18 protein-coding genes are annotated in these 20,255 nt (G+C 70.3%); 15 read left to right on the top strand and 3 right to left on the bottom strand.

Annotation, left to right across the window (positions count from 1 at the left end; all coding sequences use genetic code 11):
- Nucleotides 1–275: 275 nt before the first annotated feature.
- The 6 genes from ACXMYJ_RS04595 to ACXMYJ_RS04570 are packed head-to-tail and all read left to right on the top strand — an operon-like array spanning nt 276 to nt 7,026.
- Nucleotides 276–1,106 carry a glycosyltransferase family 2 protein gene (locus tag ACXMYJ_RS04595; protein WP_460354306.1) on the top strand — a complete coding sequence of 277 codons (831 nt, stop codon included), beginning with the start codon at nt 276–278 and terminating at the stop codon, nt 1,104–1,106.
- The gene (locus ACXMYJ_RS04590; protein ID WP_260752118.1) at nt 1,103–2,059 is read left to right on the top strand and encodes a glycosyltransferase family 2 protein; all 957 of its coding nucleotides are present in this window, start codon (nt 1,103–1,105) and stop codon (nt 2,057–2,059) included. The genes ACXMYJ_RS04595 and ACXMYJ_RS04590 overlap by 4 nt, the downstream gene beginning before the upstream one ends.
- Nucleotides 2,059–2,733 (top strand): hypothetical protein, encoded by a 675-nt coding sequence (locus ACXMYJ_RS04585; protein ID WP_260752119.1) that lies wholly within the window; start codon nt 2,059–2,061, stop codon nt 2,731–2,733. The genes ACXMYJ_RS04590 and ACXMYJ_RS04585 overlap by 1 nt, the downstream gene beginning before the upstream one ends.
- Before the next feature lie 23 nt (nt 2,734–2,756).
- Nucleotides 2,757–3,554 carry a glycoside hydrolase family 16 protein gene (locus ACXMYJ_RS04580; protein WP_260752120.1) on the top strand — a complete coding sequence of 266 codons (798 nt, stop codon included), beginning with the start codon at nt 2,757–2,759 and terminating at the stop codon, nt 3,552–3,554.
- A complete protein-coding gene (locus tag ACXMYJ_RS04575) occupies nt 3,551–4,834 on the top strand; it encodes a glycosyltransferase family 2 protein (RefSeq protein ID WP_460354302.1) in 1,284 nt (427 codons plus the stop codon). The genes ACXMYJ_RS04580 and ACXMYJ_RS04575 overlap by 4 nt, the downstream gene beginning before the upstream one ends.
- Nucleotides 4,835–4,851: 17 nt before the next feature.
- Entirely contained in the window at nt 4,852–7,026 is a 2,175-nt protein-coding gene (locus ACXMYJ_RS04570) for a hypothetical protein (RefSeq protein ID WP_460354299.1), read from the top strand.
- A gap of 4 nt (nt 7,027–7,030) precedes the next feature.
- Here ACXMYJ_RS04570 and ACXMYJ_RS04565 read toward each other — a convergent pair whose 3' ends face one another.
- On the bottom strand, nt 7,031–8,278 hold the full coding sequence (locus ACXMYJ_RS04565) for a hypothetical protein (protein WP_460354296.1): 1,248 nt from the start codon (nt 8,276–8,278) through the stop codon (nt 7,031–7,033).
- Nucleotides 8,279–8,302: 24 nt separating this feature from the next.
- Here ACXMYJ_RS04565 and ACXMYJ_RS04560 point away from each other — a divergent pair, with 24 nt between their 5' ends.
- The 9 genes from ACXMYJ_RS04560 to ACXMYJ_RS04520 all read left to right on the top strand — a co-directional run bounded on the left by ACXMYJ_RS04560 (nt 8,303) and on the right by ACXMYJ_RS04520 (nt 17,724).
- On the top strand, nt 8,303–9,013 hold the full coding sequence (locus ACXMYJ_RS04560) for a lysoplasmalogenase (RefSeq protein ID WP_260752130.1): 711 nt from the start codon (nt 8,303–8,305) through the stop codon (nt 9,011–9,013).
- A gap of 50 nt (nt 9,014–9,063) precedes the next feature.
- Nucleotides 9,064–11,010 (top strand): primosomal protein N', encoded by a 1,947-nt coding sequence (locus tag ACXMYJ_RS04555; protein ID WP_443186651.1) that lies wholly within the window; start codon nt 9,064–9,066, stop codon nt 11,008–11,010.
- A gap of 5 nt (nt 11,011–11,015) precedes the next feature.
- On the top strand, nt 11,016–12,842 hold the full coding sequence (locus ACXMYJ_RS04550; protein ID WP_460354293.1) for a DUF2207 domain-containing protein: 1,827 nt from the start codon (nt 11,016–11,018) through the stop codon (nt 12,840–12,842).
- Nucleotides 12,836–13,378 (top strand): LemA family protein, encoded by a 543-nt coding sequence (locus tag ACXMYJ_RS04545; RefSeq protein WP_460354291.1) that lies wholly within the window; start codon nt 12,836–12,838, stop codon nt 13,376–13,378. The genes ACXMYJ_RS04550 and ACXMYJ_RS04545 overlap by 7 nt, the downstream gene beginning before the upstream one ends.
- Nucleotides 13,379–13,397: 19 nt before the next feature.
- A complete protein-coding gene (fmt, locus tag ACXMYJ_RS04540) occupies nt 13,398–14,330 on the top strand; it encodes a methionyl-tRNA formyltransferase (RefSeq protein WP_443186551.1) in 933 nt (310 codons plus the stop codon).
- Nucleotides 14,327–15,676 carry an RsmB/NOP family class I SAM-dependent RNA methyltransferase gene (locus ACXMYJ_RS04535; RefSeq protein WP_443186552.1) on the top strand — a complete coding sequence of 450 codons (1,350 nt, stop codon included), beginning with the start codon at nt 14,327–14,329 and terminating at the stop codon, nt 15,674–15,676. The genes fmt and ACXMYJ_RS04535 overlap by 4 nt, the downstream gene beginning before the upstream one ends.
- Nucleotides 15,677–15,696: 20 nt before the next feature.
- A complete protein-coding gene (gene rpe / locus ACXMYJ_RS04530; RefSeq protein WP_260752138.1) occupies nt 15,697–16,401 on the top strand; it encodes a ribulose-phosphate 3-epimerase in 705 nt (234 codons plus the stop codon).
- Nucleotides 16,398–17,399 (top strand): bifunctional diaminohydroxyphosphoribosylaminopyrimidine deaminase/5-amino-6-(5-phosphoribosylamino)uracil reductase RibD, encoded by a 1,002-nt coding sequence (gene ribD / locus ACXMYJ_RS04525; RefSeq protein ID WP_260752139.1) that lies wholly within the window; start codon nt 16,398–16,400, stop codon nt 17,397–17,399. The genes rpe and ribD overlap by 4 nt, the downstream gene beginning before the upstream one ends.
- 178 nt (nt 17,400–17,577) lie before the next feature.
- Complete coding sequence (locus tag ACXMYJ_RS04520; protein ID WP_260752142.1) at nt 17,578–17,724, top strand: hypothetical protein; 147 nt, start codon at nt 17,578–17,580, stop codon at nt 17,722–17,724.
- Here the strand turns inward: ACXMYJ_RS04520 and ACXMYJ_RS04515 are convergent.
- Complete coding sequence (locus tag ACXMYJ_RS04515; RefSeq protein ID WP_260752147.1) at nt 17,691–19,277, bottom strand: MFS transporter; 1,587 nt, start codon at nt 19,275–19,277, stop codon at nt 17,691–17,693. The genes ACXMYJ_RS04520 and ACXMYJ_RS04515 overlap by 34 nt on opposite strands.
- Nucleotides 19,277–19,981, bottom strand: a complete 705-nt coding sequence (locus ACXMYJ_RS04510) for an LppX_LprAFG lipoprotein (RefSeq protein WP_260752151.1) — start codon at nt 19,979–19,981, stop codon at nt 19,277–19,279. The genes ACXMYJ_RS04515 and ACXMYJ_RS04510 overlap by 1 nt, the downstream gene beginning before the upstream one ends.
- Nucleotides 19,982–20,255: the final 274 nt, after the last annotated feature.

Here is a 20,255-nt window from a genome sequence, read left to right as displayed (position 1 = left end):
GTCCTAGGTATGTCGGAGAGAGGGGAGTCAACGGGGACGGAAGGGTGTCGGAGACTCGCTGTCGGTGAGGATACTAAAGCGGTCGAAGTTTGCTTAGGCTACCCAAAGTTGTGATGCTGGTCATACCCGGGGAGGGGGCGGCCACATTTGCATGCATTTTCGCTAAGGTGGCTCACAGTTAATTGACAGACCCGTGCTCTCACTGGCCCGTTTCCTCAGGTGCGCTCCGGTGCGGTATGCGCCGAAAATACGGCTCTACAAGGAGTTTCGAAAAAGTGACGGAAATCGTTCCGGAGTCAGGCACGCGTGTTTACGCTCAGTTGGGTCGATTTCTGGCAAACATTCCTTCAACGCCGACCCCGGAACCTGCGCAGCCTACCGTCACCGTGGTCCTGCCCGTGCGGAACGAGGCGCGCAATCTCTCCTACGTCGCGCGGCGGATGCCGCCGGTCGACGAGATCGTGGTCATCGACGGCGGGTCCGAGGACGGCACCGCCGACGTCGCCCGTGCGCTGTGGCCGAACGCCACGGTTATCGAGCAGACCCGCGCCGGCAAGGGCAACGCCCTGGCGTGTGGTTTCCAAGCCGCCACCGGTGACATCGTGGTGATGATCGACGGTGACGGTTCGACAGATCCGGCCGAGATCCCGCGCTTCGTTGACGCGCTCATGGCCGGCGCCGACCTCGCCAAGGGCAGCCGGTTCTCCGGCGGTGGCGGCAGCGACGACATCACCCAGATCCGGCGGATGGGGAACAAGGCGCTCAATTGGCTGGTGAACCGGCTGTTCAAGACCGAGTTCAGCGATCTGTGCTACGGCTACAACGCCTTCTGGCGCCGCAACCTGAACTGCCTGGATCTGCCGGCGACAGACACCACCGAACCGCAGTGGGGCGACGGCTTCGAGATCGAGACCGTGATCAACGTCCGGGCCGCGCGCAGTGGCTGGCTCATCCACGAGGTGGGAAGCTTCGAGGGCAGGCGAATTCACGGGCGCAGCAACCTCAACGCGGTCACCGACGGCCTGCGCGTGCTTCGCACCATCAATCGTGAGCGTCGGGAACACCGCGCGGCCCGGGTCGCGGCGGTCCCCGGCTGGTCGCGGTGACCGCACAGCCCCTGCCGCTGGAAGACGCACTTCCGGAGCGGATCTCGATGAGCGTGGTCATCTGCTGCTACACCAGCGCCCGCAGGAGGTTGCTCGACCATGCGGTCGCCGCGGCGCTGCGGCAGCTCCGCCGTGACGACGAGCTGATCCTGGTGGTCGACGGCAACGACGTACTGCATCGCGATCTGCACGACACATACGGCACGCGGGTTCTCGTGCTGGCCAACGAGTTCCGGCAGGGTCTGTCGGGTGCCAGGAACACCGGAATGCACGCGGCCTCCGCAGAGATCGTGGTGTTCCTCGACGACGACGCCGTCCTGCACGACGACGCCCTGGAGGAGGTGCGCTCGGCCTTCGTCGATCCCACGGTCACCGCGCTCGGAGGCGCGGTGCATCCGAGTTGGCAGGCAGGCCGGCCGCAGTGGTTCCCGCCGGAGTTCGACTGGGTCGTCGGATGCGACTACCGCGGATTGCCGCCCGACGGGGCCGCGATCCGCAATCCCATCGGCGCGGCGATGGCCGTCCGGAAGACGGAACTGACCGGGATCGGCGGCTTCTCCGACAGGCTCGGGCGCATCGGTGCGGTGCCCGCCGGCTGCGAAGAGACAATGATGGGCATCGAACTGGTCCGTCGAGATCCGCTGGCCCGCATCGTCCGCCGCACCGGGTTCGCCGTCTCGCATGCTGTGCCCGCCGACCGCGCCACCGCGAGGTACTTCGCGCGGCGCTGTTTTCATGAGGGGCGCAGCAAGGCGACGCTGAGCCGGCTCTGCGGCCGTGGCCCGGCGCTGCGCAGCGAGCGCGCGTACACCACCAAGACACTTCCCTCCGGGTTGTGGAGGGCCCGGCGGCAGCCCACCCGGGTGTTGGCGTTGGCCGCCGGCCTGCTGATCACCTCGGTGGGCTATCTCGTGGGGCTGGCCGCGACGGTGGGACCGCAGAAGGGGGAATGATGCCAAAAGTCAGTGCATGGCTGGGGAATTCGCGAATTACGGCGTGGGTGGCGCTCGCGCCGCTGGTGTACTTCGCCGCCGAATGGGTGGTGTCCGCGACGTGGCGGGGCAACTATGGCTACCGCGACGACACGTTGGGACCGCTCGGGGTCGCGTTCTGTGGGCCGGCGGGGGAGTGGCCGTGCAGTGAGCTCTACCGGGCGATGAACGTCGGCCTGGTGGTGACCGGCCTGGGTGTGCTGTTCGTCGCGGCGAGCCTGCTCGTGCAACGGGTGGCCGATCGCGGCCCGGCACTGCTGCTGGCCGTCGCCGGGTGGGGGATGGCGGCCTCCGGCGTGGTGACCTACCGCGTGGACTATGCGTGGAACCTGACGTTCATCGTGCTCTTCATGACGCTGGGCTCGGTCAGCGCGCTGTTCATCGCGCTCGGCTCCACGTCGGAGCTCTCGCTCGAACGCCGTGCGGTCGCCGCGCTCTCGGGTGTGGTCAGCGTCGTCGGCTACGTCACCTACATGGGTGGGCACTCGTTCTTCGGTTCCGGTGGCGCCCAGCGCATGGCCGTCTACGGCATCCTGGTCGCGGTGGTCGCGGTCGGCACCACGGGATTCGCAGGATCACCGCCCAGCAGTTCGACGGACCCGCAAGTCTGCGACCTGGTCGAGGAAACAGCGTGAGGCACAGAACTTCTCGCTGGGTGATGAGCGGTGCACTCGCGGCGGGTGCGATGGTGCTCACCGGCTGTTCGGCATCCGCGCCCGTCGGCAACGCCGAGCCGAGCGGGCCACGGGTCATCTTCGCCGACGATTTCGACGGCCCCGCCGGTTCGAAACCGTCTCCGCAGTGGCGCTGCCAGACCGGCGGTGGAGGCTGGGGCAACAACGAGATGCAGACCTACACCGACAGTCCTGCGAACGTCAGCCTCGACGGCGCCGGACATCTGGCCATCACCGCCCGCGGGGACGGGCTGGATCGGATCACATCGGCACGGATCACCACGCAGGGCAGCGTCGAGTTCGCGACCGGCCGCGCCGAGGCGCGGATCAAGCTGCCCGCCGGCACCGGGCTGCATCCGGCGTTCTGGCTCCTCGGCCACGACGTCGACCGGATCGGCTGGCCCGACGCGGGGGAGATCGACGTGATCGAAACCCTCAACCACGCCGCCGAATTCCACACCGGCGTACACCTGCCGCGCGCCGGACATGCTCGCGGCGAACAGATTTCGGCCTCCGGGCCGGTCCCGTTCCCAATGGCCGGCGAGTTCCACACCTACTGGGTGGAGCGCACCCCCGGCCGCATCGTCACCGGCGTCGACGACGTCACGCTGTTCAGCGTCACACCCACCGACCTGGCCGAAGGCAGTCGGTGGGTGTTCGATGCGCCGTTCTTCCTGCTGCTCAACGTCGCCGTCGGCGGTGACTGGCCCGGACCGCCGGACACCTCCACGCCCAATCCGTCGACCATGCTCGTGGACTGGGTCCGGGTGACAGTGCCATGACCGCGCCGCGAACACTCCAACCCGCGATGCCGCCGCAAGGCGCTCGGGTGTGGCCGCAGGCCCGATGGGTGGGCATGCTCGATGTCGACGAGCTGACACCCGCCGACGATGGCACGGTGAAGTTCGCCCCCGACCACGCGGACGGCTATCACCTGGCGCGGGTGCTGGTACGGCACCGTAACCGGCCGGTCGCTTTCGTCGAAGCCCCCATCGACGACGGCGTGGTGCGTCTGCCCGTTCCGCAGTGCCCGTCCCCGCAGGACCCCGGTACCGCCGCCGCCCTCCCGGCGGTCTCGGTGGTGCTGTGCACCAGGGAACGTCCCGACCAGCTCGCAGACGCACTGGATTCTGTTCTGGCCGTCGACTATCCGGATTTCGAGGTGGTGGTCGTCGACAACGCGCCGCGTACCGATGCCACGGCGCGAGTGGTCGAACGGAACGGTCATCCGCGGGTGCGTTACGTCGAGGAGCCCGTTCCCGGACTGTCGGTGGCCAGGAACACCGGACTGCGCCGGGCGCACCATCTGGTGGTCGCCTACACCGACGACGACGTCGTCGTGGACCCGTATTGGCTGCGCGCTCTCGCCGCCGGGTTCGCGCGGTCGCCGAAGGTCTCCTGCGTGTCGGGTCTGGTGCCCAGCGGAGAATTGCGCACCGCCGCCCAGGCCTACTTCGACCAGCGGGTCACCTGGGCCGGATCGCTGGAGCCGCGGGTGTTCAGCATGGCCGAGCCGCCGGCCGACCAGCCTCTGTTTCCGTTCCAGGTCGGTCGATTCGGCACGGGTGCGAACTTCGCCGTGCAGCGGGACAGGGTGCTCGAACTCGGCGGTTTCGACGAGGCGCTCGGCGCGGGCACCGCGTCACAGGGCGGTGAAGACCTCGACCTGTTCTTCCGGGTGCTCACCGCCGGTGATGCGCTGGCCACCGAACCTGCCGCGATCGTGTGGCACCGGCATCGCAGCGACAACGAAGCCCTGCTCGAACAGGCCCGCGGATACGGCCTCGGGCTGGGCGCGTGGCTGACCAAGGTGGGCCTGGACGCCTCGCACCGGCGCCTGGCGGTGCAGGTGCTGCGCCGACGCTTCCGGTCGTCGCTGCGTGCCGGCGCCGACTACGGCGCCATCATGACCTCGCCGGCACGGATGTCCGACGGGATCGCCGACGCCGTGCCCTCTTCGGTGGGGCGTATCGAGGTGCTGTCGGTGCTCGGCGGACCCCGGGCCCTCTGGCAGGGAAGGCGTCAACAGACCCGCAACACCGCGATGGCAGGCCGCCGATGACCGCCACACTCGAACCCGTGACAGCACCCACCACCTTCGTGCGGAACTCCGAAACGCTTGTGCTGCGGCGCATCCCCGTGACGCCGATACGGATGGCCGACCTCGCCGCGGTCGGCGCGGTCGCGGGAGCGGTCGCTTTGACCGGCCTGCCGAGCCCGCTGCGAGCGATCGCGCTCGCGGTGTTCATCGCGATCGGCCCCGGCGCGGCCGTGCTGACCTGGGTTCGGATTCCGCGGCGCGCGCTGCTGTCCACGGTGCCCGTGCTCGGGATGGCGATCGCGACGTTGGCGGCGATCACGGCGATGTGGTCCTACCGGTGGGAACCGGCCGGCATCCTGTGGGTGCAGGTCCTGGTCGTCGCGAGCAGCAGCGCGTACTGGTACCGGCGCAACCACACCTCGGTGCTGGAAGCGGCCCGCGGATGGCGCCGGCGCGGCGTGACGGCAGCGGCGCCGCGCGGAAACGTTGTGCGGCGCCATCTCTCCCTACTGCTCAGCGTCGCCGCACTGGTGGTGTGGGCGGTCGCGGTGCCCGGTCTGCCCGGGGCCGACGCCGGGTACTACGGTCTGCTGTTCTCCGGGTCCGGACCGCTGCTGGCGGTGAGCATCGTGCTGTGTGCCTGGACCCTGCTGCTGGCGGTGCGCGACCGGCAGCTGCTGCCCGCGGCGGTCGCCGTAGCGTCGGCGATTGTCGTGTCCCGGGTGACCACGGTGGTGGCCACAGAGGTGCCGCTCTACGACTGGACCTACAAGCACCTCGCCGTCGTCGACTACATCATGGTCAACGGACGCATCGCCCCCGACGGCACCGACATCTACGCGCAGTGGACCGCGTTCTTCACCACCTGGGCGTGGTTCTGTGAGGTCACGGGGATACCGGCGCTGTCCGTGGCCCACGTGTTCGCCCCCGTCATGCACGTCCTGATCGCATTGACGGCCTACACCGCCGCCCGGGTGCTCGGACGTTCCCGGCGCACCGCCGTCACCGCGGCGTTCATCGTCGAGATCGCGAACTGGGTTGGCCAGGACTATTTCTCGCCGCAGGCGTGGTCGGTGGTGCTGGCCTTCGGCATGATGACCCTGCTGCTCGCGTCGCCGGGCAGCCGGGGGTGCGGGGTGCTCGCCATCGTGGTGTTCGCCGCGATGGTGCCCACCCACCAGCTCACCCCGTTCTGGGCCGTCGCCGCGGCATGTCTGCTCTGCGTGTTCGGCAGGGCCCGGCCGTGGTGGATCTCGGTCGCGATGGTGTCGATCGCCGTGAGCTATCTGCTGTTGAACCTCGAGGCCGTGCTGCCCTACGGTCTGCTGTCCGGCGGCAGCCCACTTGACAACGCCGGCAGCAACGTTCAGAGTTCCGGGCTGCCCGCGAAGGACTTCACCTCCGCCGTGGTGCGCGGCCTGTCGGTGATCGTGGTGCTGACCGCGCTGGCGACCGCCGTCTGGATGCGCCGCCACCGACGTCCGGTGCTCGCACTGGGCATCGTCGCGTTCAGCTCGTTCGGTCTGCTGCTGGGACAGAGTTACGGCGGCGAGGCGATCTTCCGGGTGTACCTGTACTCGCTTCTCGGCTGCGCGATCCTGATCGCCCCGGCGGTGGTCGGGGCGGTCGGCGCGACCGGGACACGACTGCGCCGAGGGGCCGTGCAAACGGTGGCCGTGGCAGCGGCCACCACGGCGGCCCTGGCCGGACTGCACGGCTATGTCGCGTTGTGGCCCTTCATCTTCGAGACCAGGGCGCAGGTCGACGTGATGCAGTCGATCACCACCGGCGCCGACAAACGCACCCGGTTCGTGATGATGCGCCTCGGCGGCATGCCGACCCGGCTCAACGCCGACTACGCCGAGCTCACCCAGTTCAACCCGTACTACGACGAGCCGGTCAGCTACGACCTGTGGGACGGCCGGGATCCGCGGCTGGCCGACCTGAAGGCGTCGTTCCCGACCGAGGAGGATCTGAAGACCCTCAGCGACGACGTGACCAACGGCGTCTACATGGCCTACGTGATCTTCAGCGAGCAGTCCAACAAGGCGATCCGCTATTACGGCGACTTCCGCCCAGAAGCCGTCGACATCGTCCAGGACGCACTGCGCCGATCCCCGAAGTGGAGCACGGTGTACGAGCAAGGCCAGACCGTGGTCTTCCGCAGCGTGAACCCGTACTACGCTCCCGGCAACGACAACGGTTACGAGTAGCCGCTCATCGGCCGAGCAGGGCGCGCGCGTGATCGGGCACCGAAGCCAGAGCGGCGCCGATCCGCTCGGGATCGAAGACGGTGCCGTGGAACTCCGCGGTCAGCCACAGCGACCCCATCACCGTCGCCGAGGTGACGGTCACCCCGCACGGACTCACGGGGTCGCTCGCGACCAGGATCCGGGCGTCGGCAGGATCGCTGAACGACCACGGGTGCCCGGGTACGGTGCCGATGCTCGAATGCAGCAGACGCAGCCGCGGGCGGGCGGGGACCTCCCACTCCTGCTGATGACCCGCCCGCATCGCCATTCGCGTCTTCACCGTGCCCGCGACCAGGTTGGCGACAGGGCGCGCCATCTGCGCCGCCGCGGTCATCTCGGCGTGCAGACCGCGCGGCCCGGCCGACCGGTCGAGTGTGAAATCCAGTCCGGCCGAGAACGAGGCCAGCGTGCTGCGTGTCCCGGGCAGGTAGCGCCGGACGTCGAACGGCGCGGTGACCGTCGGATCCACGTCGAAGCCGGCCGCGGTGAACGCCTCGGTCAGCGCGCAGGTCTGGACGGCGAACATGCTGACACCTGGAAGGACGCGATCACGTTGCCGCCGAAGCTCTTTCACCGTTTCCGCATCGATTAGGGTGACCCGGGTGGTCGCTGACGGGGCCACCGGCGGCGCATCCGGCGGTGCCGGCGGGGCAGGCGCGGCGACGTTGCGCCGGTGCTGACGCCACAGCGGCACGAGACGGCCGGGAGCCAGACCGACTGCGCGCACCGCGGCCAGCACCAACGGCGACAGCGCGCCGCGGTACGGATTCCACACCGCGTCGTCGCCGGGATCCACAGCGCCGAGGAGCACGGCGACCAGGATGTCGAGCAGCGGCACCTCGCCGAGCCCGTGGCTGAAGTCGATCGCGAGGTAGTCACCGGCGGCCAGGATCCGCAGCGCGTCCCCGTGCGCCTGCCGAAGTGTGCTCAGCAACTCGACCGGATCTGATACCGGGTCGCGGACCGTCGTCGAGACCGCCTGCCGCAGCGAGTCCGGGCAGAACCGCCAGCGGGTGCCCGCGGTGTCCGGAAGCAACCCGATCCTGGACGCCGGACCGGCTTCGGCCATCGCCAGAAGTCGCGCGGTGAGGTCGTCGGCCGACGGGAGCGCCACCGGCCCCAGCACCACCGCCGACCGTCGCCGACTGTGTGCGACATCGAGCGCTGCGACGCGAACACTGGCTGGTCGCACGCGGCGCCGAATTCTGCCCATCGCGTCAGATAGTAGGTTCTCCGCATGCCGAGGACTCGCGCACACGCGCTGTGGGTGGCCGCCGTCGCGGTGGCGGCCGGTTACGGGGTGTTCCTCATCGTCACGTCCACCCGCGTGGCCGCGGGGGCCGAGCTGACCGGACAGTTCGGCCTGCAGCCCGCGGTGAAAGCGCTGGCCGCGGTGTTGCTCGCCGGTGCGGCGCTGACCCACCCGGTCGGGCGGGAGAGGCGCCTGCTGGTCGGTGCCCTGCTGTTCTCGGCCGCGGGGGACTACCTGCTCGCGATGCCCTGGTGGGAACCGTCATTCGTGCTCGGGCTGGCCGCGTTCCTGATCGCCCACCTGTGCTTCCTGGCAGCACTGTGGCCGCTGCGGCATCCGTCACGCCGCAGGATGGCCGGCGTCGCTGTCGTCGCGGTGGCCTGCGCGGCGCTGCTGGTGTGGTTCTGGCCGCGGCTACTCGAACAGGGAATGGCGGTGCCCGTGGTGGTGTACATCGCCGTCCTCGGCGCGATGGTGTGCGCCGCGCTGCTGGCCGATCTGCCCACCCCGTGGACGGCGCTGGGCGCGGTGTGTTTTGCGGTGTCCGACGCGATGATCGGCATCGACAAGTTCGTGCTCGGCTCCGAGGCGCTGGCGGTGCCGATCTGGTGGGTGTATGCCGCGTCGCTGGTGTTGATCACCGCGGGACTGCTGTTCGGCCGCGCGTCGGTGCCCTCTGCTACACCTGCGGGGTGAGCACCGTCCGGCAGGCCGCCGAACACGAGCCGGTGGCTCGTGTTCTGCCGATGCTCACGGTGCCCCACCTCGATCGCGAGTTCGACTACCTGGTGGCGGGCGAGCAGTCCGACGACGCCCAGCCGGGGGTGCGCGTCCGGGTCCGTTTCCACGGCAGGCTCGTCGATGCCTTCGTACTCGAAAGGCGTTCCGACACCGACCATGTCGGGAAGCTGGGCTGGCTCGAGAAGGTGGTGTCGGCCGAATGCGTGCTGACCCATGACGTGCGCCGGCTGGTCGACGCGGTCGCCGCCCGGTATGCGGGCACCCGCGCCGACGTGCTCCGGCTGGCCGTTCCGCCACGGCACGCCAACGCCGAGAAGCGAGTCCGGGAACCGCTCGAACCCCTCTCACCCAGGCCTGTCGATACCACCGCCTGGCAGGCGTACAGCGGCGGCGAGCAATTCCTGGCGGCACTCGGCCACGGCCGTGCCGCCCGAGCGGTGTGGCAGGCGCTGCCCGGCGAATCCTGGCCGCACCGGCTGGCCGAGGCGGCCGCGGTCACGGTCAACGCCGGGCGCGGGGTGCTCGCGGTGGTGCCGGACCAGCGCGACGTCGACCGGCTGTACGGCGCCGCGGTCGAGCGCGTCGACGACACCAGGGTGGTGGCGCTGTCGGCGGGCCTGGGCCCCGCCGAGCGGTACCGCCGGTGGCTGTCGGTGCTGCGCGGCGATGCGCGCTTCGTGATCGGCACGCGCAGCGCGGTTTTCGCCCCGGTCGCCGACCTGGGCCTGGTCATGCTCTGGGACGACGGTGACGATTCGCTCGCCGAGCCGCGTGCCCCGTACCCCCATGCCCGCGAGGTCGCGATGCTGCGCGCCCACCAGGTGCGCTGTGCGGCGATGATCGGCGGCCACGCCCGCACCGCCGAGGCGCAGGCGCTGGTGCGCAGCGGCTGGGCGCACGACCTGACCGCGACCCGGCAGACCCTGCGGGCACACGCCCCTCGCGTGATCGCTCTGGAGGACAGTGCCTACGCCCACGAACGCGATCCCGCCGCGCGCACCGCCCGGCTGCCCACCGTGGCGCTGGACGCGGCGCGCACAGCGCTGTCCGCCGATGCCCCCGTGCTGGTGCAGGTGCCCCGCCGCGGCTACGTGCCCGCGGTGGCGTGCGCGCGCTGCCGCGCGGTGGCACGGTGCCGGCACTGCACCGGGCCGCTGTCGCTGCCCGGCCGGGATGCTCCCGGCGCGATGTGCCGGTGGTGTGGCCGGGAGGAGCCGGCGCTGCGCTGCACACGGTGCGGTTCCGACGCGGTGCGCGCCGTCGTCGTCGGTGCCCGCCGCACCGCCGAGGAACTCGGCCGCGCATTCCCCGGGGCGCCCGTCGTCACCTCCGGCGGCGACGACACCGTGGCAGCGGTGCCGGGCCGCGCCGCCGTCGTCGTCGCGACCCCCGGCGTCGAACCCATCGCCGACGGCGGGTACGGCGCCGCGCTCCTGCTCGACAGCTGGGCACTGCTCGGCCGTCAGGACCTGCGCGCCGCCGAGGACACGCTGCGCCGCTGGATGGCCGCCGCCGCGCTGGTGCGGTGCCGCTCCGACGGCGGCGTGGTGGCTGTCGTCGCCGAATCGGCGATCCCCACCGTGCAGGCGCTGATCCGGTGGGATCCGGTGGGCCATGCCGAGTCCGAGCTGGACTCGCGCACCGAGGTCGGACTGCCTCCGGCCACCCATATGGCCGCCCTCGACGGAGATCCGCGGGCGGTGTCCGCGCTGCTCGAAGCCGCGACGCTGCCCGATACCGCCGAGGTCCTCGGCCCGGTCGACCTGCCCCTGGGTGCGCGTCGCCCCGCCGGCCTGGCCCTCGACGCGACGGTGAGCAGGATGCTGGTGCGGGTACCCCGCGACAGCGGTCTTGCGCTGGCGGCCGCGCTGCGCCGCGCCACCGTGGTGCAAAGCGCCCGCCACGATCATGAGCCGGTTCGCGTCCAGATCGATCCATTGCACATAGGGTGATGCCCATGTCAGCGGGTTGCCTGGGCAAAGCGCTGATCCCGTTGATCTTGATCGCGTTCGGCGTGCTGTGGCCGGTGCTGTTCCACGGCGGCTCCGGCGCCTCCGAAATCGACGACCCCGTGGTGATCGCCGACTACGACGTCGACATCGTGGTCGACGCCGCCGGTGACATGACCGCCGTCGAGACCCTGACCACCGAGTTCTACAGCACCGACCGCCACGGCATCTTCCGGTACTGGGATGTGGCCAACCAGAACGACCCGCATCTGCGCCAGAAACCCGAGGTCACCTCGGTGCTGCTGGACGGCCGGCCGGTGCCCTACCAGATGCTCTGGGAGGACGCCGGACGGTTCCGGGTCGCCAAGATCGGCGACCCCGACCGCTATCTCAGCGACGGCACCCACGTTTTCGAGATCCGCTACACCATCGCCGGGGTGCTCGACCCCGGCGATGTCGGCGCCGGCCGGCAATTCGCCGGCTCGGCCGGAGGCTCCGCAAACTCGCCCTCTGTTTTTTTCTGGAACGTCGTCGCCCCCGCATGGAACAACCGCATCGACCGCGCCGACATCACCGTCACCCTGCCCGGCGACGTCGGAACAGCGCAGTGCTCGGTCGGGTTCGGGGTCGGCAGGGCCTGTGACGCGCTGACCGTCGACGGCAACCGGGTGCGCATGACGGCCGAATCGCTGCCCCCCCGCACGCCGGTCACCGTGCGCGCCGGGGTCGACGTACCGACCCCGCCCAGGGCCGCCCTGCCGTGGCCGTACACGTGGGACCGGGTGCTGGGCCAGTCGGTGGCCGGAGTGCTGTGGACGGCCGGCTTCACCGCGCTGCTCGGCGCCGCCGCGCTGATCTGGCTGCGCTCAGTAATGGAGAAGCCTCCCGGATTCCCGTTGCAGTACGCCCCGCCGCCCGGGTTGGGTCCGGTCCAGGCCGAGTACATCCGCACCGAATCAGTCCCGAAGAGCGGGCTGACCGCCACGCTGTTCCATCTCGCCGAGCGCGGCGTGATCAGCCTGGAGCAGGTCGGTGACAAGGAGTGGACCATCCGGAGTGTCGGCGAGCCGCGCCAGTGGGCCGGCATCGACCCGGTGAGCCTCGCGGTGGCCACCCGGCTCAAGGTGCGCAACCGCGGATCCACGTTCAAGGCCGCCAAGACCGCATCCGCCGGCAAGCGGCTCGACAAGGCCAAGGCCGACATGGCCAAGGCGGTGGAGAAGTGGGCGCTGGAGTCGGGGCTGCTCGTGGCCCGCAAGAAAGAGTTGTGGTTACGCGCGGCCAACGCCGCGGCCTTCATCCTGATGGTCTGCGGGTTCTTCCGCTGGGGATTCCCCGCGACCATGTGGGCGCTGCCGTTCGCGGCGTTCTTCCTGTTCTCGGTGGCGTCCTGGCGCGACGGTGTCGGTACCCGACGCACCGCCGCCGGACGCGAACTGTGGTCGCGCGTCGGAGGTTTCTACCGGATGCTGGCCACCGACTCGGCCGAGACGCGCTTCGACTTCGCCGCGCGCAAGGACCTCTACGTCGCCTACGTCCCGTTCGCGGTCGCCGCCGGCGTCGCCGCGCTGTGGGCCAAGAAGTACCAGGCGTACACGGGATCGATCGCCCCGCAACCCGATTGGTACGTGACGACGACGTCCTCGTCGAGCGGCTCGGGGCACAGTGGGGGCGACGGAGCGCATTTCGACAGCTTCGAGTCGGCGTTGTCGTCGTCGATCAGCGCGTACACCGCCTCGCAGGCGTCGTCCTCGTCCTCCTCGGGCGGGGGCGGCTCCAGCAGCAGTGGCGGCGGTGGCGGCGGTGGTGGTGGAGGAGGAGGCGGTTCATGGTGAGCGTGCTGCTGGTCATCGTGCTGGTGCTCGCGCTACTGGTGCTGGCCGGGTTCGTGATGGGATACAACAGGATTCGTTCCGCGGATGTCCGGGTTGCCGAAGCGCTCGCCGGCATCGACGTCGAATTGACCAGGCGGGCCTCGCTGATCCCGGGCCTGGTGCACACCGTGCAGACCTTCGCCGCGCACGAGAAGGCGATCCTCGATCACGTCACCGACGCCAGGGCCGCGCTGACCTCGGCCACCGACGGGACCTCGGTCGCCGAGCGCAGCGCCGCCGAGACCCGACTGGACTCCTCGCTGGCGCCGCTGCTGGCGCTGGGGCGCGACCATCCGCAACTGAACTCCTCGAACAACTTCCTGGATCTGCAGCGCAACCTCGCCGACACCGAGGACAAACTGGCGTTCGCACGGCAGTACTACAACGACGCCGTCGCGACCCTCAACAGGCAGCTCACCACGATCCCGTGGATGTTCGTGGCGCCGCTGGCGGGAGTGACCGAGAAGGAGTACTACCAGACGCCGCGCCCCGTCTGAGCCTCCCTAGACTGGCGCGGTGCGTCTCGTCTTCGCCGGCACACCGGAACCCGCCCTGCCGTCCCTGCAGCGGCTCATCGACTCGCCGCGGCACGAGGTGATCGCGGTGGTGACCCGGCCGGACGCAGTCGCAGGACGCCGCGGCCGCCCGGCACCGTCACCCGTGGCGGTGCGGGCCGCCGAGTACGGCATCCCGGTGCTCAAGCCCGCCCGACCGAATTCCGAGGAGTTCGTCACCGAACTCGCCGCGCTGTCCCCGGACTGCGCTGCGGTGGTGGCCTACGGCGCGATGCTGGGCGACGCGCTGCTCGCGGTCCCCGCGCACGGCTGGGTCAACCTGCACTTCTCGGTGTTGCCGGCATGGCGAGGGGCCGCGCCGGTGCAGGCCGCGCTCGCCGCCGGCGACGAGGTGACCGGCGCGACGACGTTCCAGATCGAGAAGAGCCTGGATTCCGGTCCGGTGTTCGGCGTGGTCACCGAGACGATCCGGTCCACCGACACCGCCGGGGACCTCCTCGGGCGGCTCGCCGAGTCCGGCGCCGGGCTGCTCGAGGCGACCATGGACGGCATCGAGGACGGCACCCTGACCGCCGTGCCGCAGCCCGCCGACGGCGTCAGCGTCGCGCCCAAGGTCACCGTCGAGGACGCCCGGATCCGCTGGGAGCTGCCCGCACACGTCGTCGACCGGCGAATCCGTTCGGTCACCCCGAACCCGGGCGCGTGGACCATGATCGGTGAGCAGCGCGTCAAGGTCGGTCCGGTGACCGTCCCCGCGGACGGGCCAGAAGGTCTTGCGCCGGGGCAGATCCGCGCCGACAAGAAACACGTGCACATCGGAACCGGTTCGGTGCCGGTGCTGCTCGGGACGGTGCAACCGCCCGGTAAGAAACCGATGATCGCGGCCGACTGGGCCCGCGGGGCCCGGCTCGACGAGAACGGCTGGGCCCGATGAAGCGCACTCCTCTCGATCCCGCCCGGAGGGCCGCGTTCGACGTCTTGCGCGCGGTCTCCGAGCGCGACGCCTACGCCAACCTGGCACTGCCTGCCATCCTGCGTGACCGGGCGATCACGGGGCGGGACGCGGCGTTCGCCACCGAGCTGGCCTACGGGACCTGCCGCACCCGCGGCCTGCTCGACGCCGTCATCGCCGCCGCGGCGGGCCGCCCGGTGGACAAGATCGATCCGGTGCTGCTGGACCTGCTGCGCCTGGGCAGCTATCAGCTGCTGCGCACCCGGGTCGACGACCACGCCGCGGTGTCGACCACGGTGGATCAAGCGGGTATCGAATTCGATTCTGCGCGAGCAGGATTCGTCAACGGCGTGCTCCGGACCATCGCGCGGCGCGACGAAGCGTCCTGGGTCGAGGAACTCGCCCCGTCGGCGACGAGCGATCCCGTCGGGCACCTGGCGTTCGTGCACGCCCACCCGCGGTGGATCGCGCAGGCGTTCGCCGACGCCCTCGGCGCCCGCGCCGGCGAGCTGGCTGCGCTGCTCGCCAGCGACGACGCCCGCCCGGCGGTGCATCTGGCCGTGCGCCCGGGGGAGCTGACCGCTGCCGACCTCGCCGAGCAGGTCGGCGGGACGGTCGGGAAGTACTCGCCGTACGCGGTTTACCTCGGCGACGGCGATCCGGGCCAGATCGCGGCGATGCGCGAGGGCCGCGCACTGGTGCAGGACGAGGGCAGCCAGCTGGTGGCCCGGGCACTGACCCTAGCGCCGCTGGAAGGCGCCGACGGCGGACGCTGGCTGGACCTGTGTTCCGGTCCGGGCGGTAAGACCGCGCTGCTGGCCGCACTCGGTGCGCCGGACGGGGCGACGGTCACCGCCGTGGAGCCGGCGCTGCGACGGGCCGAGCTGGTCGAGCAGAACACCGCAGGCCTGCCGGTGGAGGTCGTCCGCGCCGACGGTCGTGAGCCGGGACTGGCGCCGGGTTTCGACCGGGTGCTGGTCGACGCCCCGTGCACCGGTCTCGGCGCGCTGCGGCGTAGGCCCGAGGCGCGCTGGCGGCGCAAGACCGGTGACGTTCCGCCGCTGGCCAAACTGCAGCGCGAGCTGCTGGCCTCGGCGATCAGATTGACCAGGCCAGGCGGTGTGGTGCTCTACGCGACCTGCTCGCCGCACCTGGCCGAGACAGCCGGGGTGGTCGCCGACGCGCTGCGCAGGCATCCGGTGACCGCGCTGAACACCCGGGAGCTGTTCGAGCCCGCCGACGACACCGGGGACGGTCAGTCGGTGCAGCTGTGGCCGCACCGGCACGGCACCGACGCGATGTTCGCCGCGGCGCTGCGGGTCGACTGAGCACCGATAGGCTTCACCTCATGTCTGGACCGCGCGCCCGAGAAGCCACGAAGTCGCCGCTCATCGCACCGTCGATCCTCTCCGCGGATTTCGCCCGGCTGGCCGACGAGATCGCCGCCGTCGAGGGCGCGGACTGGCTGCACGTCGACGTGATGGACAACCACTTCGTGCCGAATCTGACACTCGGCCTGCCGGTGGTGGAGTCCCTTCTCAAAGTCACCGGCATCCCGATGGACTGTCATTTGATGATCGAGAACCCGCAGCGCTGGGCCCCGCCGTACGCCGAGGCCGGCGCCTACAACGTCACGATCCACGCCGAGGCCACTCACGATCCGGTCGCCGTGGCCCGCGATATTCGCGCCGCGGGCGCCAAGGCGGGACTGGCGATCAAGCCGGGTACGTCGCTGGAACCGTACCTGGAGATTCTGCGTGACTTCGACACGCTGCTGGTGATGTCGGTCGAACCGGGCTTCGGTGGGCAGAAGTTCATCGCCGAGGTGCTGCCGAAGGTCGGCACCGCGCGACGGCTGGTCGACGCGGGGGAGCTGACCGTCCTGGTCGAGATCGACGGCGGCATCAACGCCGACACCATCGAGGCCGCCGCGGAGGCCGGTGTGGACTGCTTCGTGGCGGGGTCGGCGGTCTACAGCGCCGAGGATCCCGCGGCCGCGGTCCGGGCGCTGCGCAGGCAGGCCGCGTCGGCGTCCAAACATCTGACGCTGTGAACCTCGACGCCGCGATGGCCGCGGCCATCGAGCAGTCCGAGCGGGTCAAGGGCCGGACCTACCCGAATCCTCCTGTGGGAGCGGTCATTCTGGATCGCGACGGGGCGATCGCCGGAGTCGGCGCGACCGCGCCGCCGGGCGGCCCGCACGCCGAGGTGGTCGCGCTGCGCAGGGCGGGGCAACGGGCCGCGGGCGGTGTCGCAGTGGTCACGCTGGAACCCTGCAATCACCTCGGCCGCACCCCGCCGTGCGTCGACGCGCTTCTGGAGGCCGGGGTCGCCGAGGTCGCCTTCGCCGTCGCCGACCCGAATCCGGTGGCCGCCGGCGGTGCGGCCCGCCTCGCCGAGGCCGGGGTGCGGGTCAGCGCGGGGGTGTCGTCCGCCGCCGTCGCCGGTGGACCGCTGCGGGAGTGGTTGCACAAGCAGCGCACCGGATTGCCCCATGTGACATGGAAGTTCGCAACCAGCGTGGACGGGCGCAGCGCTGCCGCCGATGGCACCAGCCAGTGGATCACCAGCGAGGCCGCGCGCGCGGATGTGCACCGCCGCCGCGCCGCTGCCGACGCGATCGTGGTCGGAACCGGCACGGTGTTCGTCGACGATCCGGCGCTGACCGCCCGGTTGCCCGATGGCAGTCTGGCCGACCACCAGCCCCTGCGCGTCGTCGTGGGGGAGCGTGAGATATCGCCCGACGCAACAGTTCTCAACGATGATTCGCGGACGATGGTGATCCGTACCCGTGACCCGCACGAGGTGATCAAGGCGTTGTCCGATCGCACCGACGTGCTCGTCGAGGGCGGCCCCACGCTGGCCGGGGCGTTCCTGCGCGCCGGCGTGATCGACCGGATCCTGGCGTATGTGGCGCCGATCCTGCTCGGCGGCCCGGTCACCGCGGTCGACGACGTCGGCGTGCTGAGCATCGCCCAGGCGCAGCGCTGGCGGTTCGACGGGATGACCGCGGTGGGGCCCGACGTGTTGCTGAGCCTCATCCCGGTGTAACGCCGCAAGCCCCGTTATCCGATCGTGTGCATTCGTTCACGCGGTGTTTCCGTGCCCGGCCTCACACGCCGCGCGGGTGCGGGAGCGGCCCGCATCCGCTGCGCCTCGGTAGACTGGGCCGGGAATTCGCGCTTTCACCGATGAGTTGCGCATGAAAGCACGAGCAAAGGAAACGACCATGACTGCACTGCAGGACTGGCTCACCACCAACCCTGTCGACACCCTCACCTGCGTCCTCCGTGATGCCTGGCGGGGCCTGACCTCCGGTGACGCCGAACAGGCGGACGAGCCTCAGCTGATGGGCCCCGGACTCGAGCGCTGCTGAGCCTCGTCCGCCGGCTCCACGGCATGTTCGTCTTTGGCCGCGATGAGTAAGCCCAGGACCGCGCCAACCACGCACACCACCGCGGTGATGGTGAAGATCTCGCCGTACTGCAGCACGTAGGCTTCCCGCACCCGGTTGGCCTCGGCGGCCAGCCGCTCGGCCAGCGAGTTGCCGCCGGTGCTGGCAGGCAGCCCGGCGAGGTGCTGGTTGAAGCGGTACAGGCCCCACGCCGACAGTGCCGCGATCCCGATCAGCATGCCGATCATCCGGGCCACCACCACGGCCGCCGAGGCGATGCCGTGCTGGGCGGCCGGAACCACCCGTAGGGTCGCCGAGGTCAGCGGCCCGATGACCAGGCCGAGGCCAAGCCCGGCGATCGCCAGGTCGGTGTCCAGCACCGGCAGGTCGACGAAGCCGAGATCATGTCGGGCGGCCAGCAGGTTTGCGGGCCATTTCGAAATCAACAGGTAGCCACCGGCGGCGATGAGCAGACCGGCGAACGCGATGATCCGGTCGCCGATGCGGGTGGCCAGCCATCCGCCCAGCAGCGCACCGATGGGCAGCGCGATCAGGAACCGCAACAACAGGAATGCGGCCTGGTTCTGGTCCTGCCCCAGCACGCCCTGGCCGAACAGCTCGACGTTGACCAGCGTCACCATCAGCGCGGCCCCGGCGGCCAGCGAGGCGCCCAGCGCGGCGAGGAACGGCCGGAACCGGACACCACGGGGATCCAGCAGCCGGGTGCGGGCGAACTTCTCCCACACGAAGAAGGCCACGGCCGCCAACGCCGCAGCGATCAGCACCGGCGCGCCCCAGCTAGGAAGCACCTCTTTGCCGTCCGGCTTGGGGTTGTAGAGCCCGATCACCGCCAGGCCCAGCGCGACGGCCAGCAGCAGACCGCCGACCACGTCGACTTTCTGCGGTTCCTCGGTCGCCGACCGGCTCGGCAGGCTGAAGTGGATCATCACCATCGCGACCGCCGCCAGCGGCACATTGACCCAGAACACCGCCTGCCAGTGGTTGAACAGCCACACCAGCGAGATGCCGTAGATCGGGCCCAGGACACTGCCGAGTTCCTGTGCCGCGCCGACCCCGCCGAGCACCGCCGCGCGGTTGCGCGCGGCCCACAGGTCGGCGGCCAGCGCGAGGGTGACCGGCAGCAGCGCGCCGCTCGCGGTGCCCTGGATCACGCGACCGACCACAAGTACCACCAGATCGGTCGACATCGCGGTGACCACCGACCCCAGCGCGAAACCGGCCAGGCTGGCCTGGATCAGGATCTTGCGTCCGAACCGGTCCGAGGCCCGGCCCAGCAGCGGCATGGCAGCGATGTAACCGAGCAGGTAGCCGGTGATGATCGGGGTGACGCGCTGGATCTCGTTCACGCCGATGCCGACATCACGCATGATGTCGACCATGATCGTGACGACCACGTAGGTGTCGAGCGCACCGAGGACGACCGCGAGGCTGCCCGCGCTGATCGCGATGCCGCGGTTGGTGGCTCCCGGGGCTGCCGGGCGCGTATCGGTCTCCGCGGCGGGGGTGCGATGCATCACACCGCGGGTTTGTCGACGGTCACCGGCTCACCCCAGTTCGACAGCGTCATCGTGACGCTGTTGCCGGGACTGGGCTCCAGCCGGGCCTGCATCAGCTCGTGGTCGCCGTCTTCGGTGATCCACGCGGTGCCCGGCACGGGCCCGGTGGCCGCGATCTGAGGTGCGATCTTGTTGACCGCGTCGGCGCTGACCTCGCCGGTGACCCGGATGGTCTGCACGCCCTCGACCGTCTCGCGGCCGTCGGAGGTGGGGTTGGAGAAATTGCTCAGCACGTTGGCCAGGCCGACGTCGGGGTTCAGAATGGCGGCCACGTCGTAGATGTCGGAAGCCGGACCGAAGTTCGACAGCGCCCCGCCGGCGGTGATCGCGGCGTAGAGGTCACCGTCGGAGACGACGAACTCGACGTCGTTGAGCCGCTGGCCCAGGAAGATGATGTTCGCCGTGCCCTTCGCCGCGACCGCGGGGGACTGCGTGAGCTCGCCGTCGAGCGACTCGACCGGCAGATCGGGGATCTGACCCTGCACGCTCAGCTTCAGGTGGGCGCTGGACTGACTCTTGGTTGTCTCGCTCGACTGTTCCAGCAGGGTCGCCGCGTCGGGCAGTTCCTTACCGGAGTCCTGCGAGGACGATCCGGAACACCCGGCGAGCAGTGCGACGGCGGCGAAAAGGGCGGCGAAGATCGCCAACAGGCGGGTCTGCATGCCTGCATCGTAGAGGGTCCGCCGATGCGAACGCGCGACCCGCTGCTGGGAGCACTGGCCGAAACTGGTCCTTGAGCTGGGTTTTCGGCAAAGAATGAGCAAGCTCAGATGATCGGTGGTTCACCGGGGCGTAGTACCTGCAGCCACCGGTATCCGTAGGGGCCGAGCTGCATCTCGATACGTCCGCGGTGATCGAGGGCGAAACTTTCAGCGATCGTCGAGCAGGTCCACCAGACGGGAGCTCGAGGGACGGCCGACCGTCGGTCACGCCACG

The organism is Mycobacterium sp. ZZG (assembly GCF_054786995.1).
The sequence above is the reverse complement of the archived record's forward strand: the minus strand, read 5'-3'. Positions and strand labels throughout refer to the sequence as shown.

Excerpts from the sequence above, each read along its gene's own strand:
- ACXMYJ_RS04585 (WP_260752119.1), top strand. The coding sequence starts at position 2,059 with ATGCCAAAAGTCAGTGCATGGCTGGGGAATTCGCGAATTACGGCGTGG.
- ACXMYJ_RS04580 (WP_260752120.1), top strand. The coding sequence starts at position 2,757 with ATGAGCGGTGCACTCGCGGCGGGTGCGATGGTGCTCACCGGCTGTTCG.
- ACXMYJ_RS04575 (WP_460354302.1), top strand. The coding sequence starts at position 3,551 with ATGACCGCGCCGCGAACACTCCAACCCGCGATGCCGCCGCAAGGCGCT.
- ACXMYJ_RS04565 (WP_460354296.1), bottom strand. The coding sequence starts at position 8,278 with ATGGGCAGAATTCGGCGCCGCGTGCGACCAGCCAGTGTTCGCGTCGCA.
- ACXMYJ_RS04560 (WP_260752130.1), top strand. The coding sequence starts at position 8,303 with ATGCCGAGGACTCGCGCACACGCGCTGTGGGTGGCCGCCGTCGCGGTG.
- ACXMYJ_RS04555 (WP_443186651.1), top strand. The coding sequence starts at position 9,064 with ATGCTCACGGTGCCCCACCTCGATCGCGAGTTCGACTACCTGGTGGCG.
- ACXMYJ_RS04550 (WP_460354293.1), top strand. The coding sequence starts at position 11,016 with ATGTCAGCGGGTTGCCTGGGCAAAGCGCTGATCCCGTTGATCTTGATC.
- ACXMYJ_RS04545 (WP_460354291.1), top strand. The coding sequence starts at position 12,836 with ATGGTGAGCGTGCTGCTGGTCATCGTGCTGGTGCTCGCGCTACTGGTG.
- ACXMYJ_RS04535 (WP_443186552.1), top strand. The coding sequence starts at position 14,327 with ATGAAGCGCACTCCTCTCGATCCCGCCCGGAGGGCCGCGTTCGACGTC.
- rpe (WP_260752138.1), top strand. The coding sequence starts at position 15,697 with ATGTCTGGACCGCGCGCCCGAGAAGCCACGAAGTCGCCGCTCATCGCA.
- ACXMYJ_RS04520 (WP_260752142.1), top strand. The coding sequence starts at position 17,578 with ATGACTGCACTGCAGGACTGGCTCACCACCAACCCTGTCGACACCCTC.
- ACXMYJ_RS04515 (WP_260752147.1), bottom strand. The coding sequence starts at position 19,277 with ATGCATCGCACCCCCGCCGCGGAGACCGATACGCGCCCGGCAGCCCCG.
- ACXMYJ_RS04510 (WP_260752151.1), bottom strand. The coding sequence starts at position 19,981 with ATGCAGACCCGCCTGTTGGCGATCTTCGCCGCCCTTTTCGCCGCCGTC.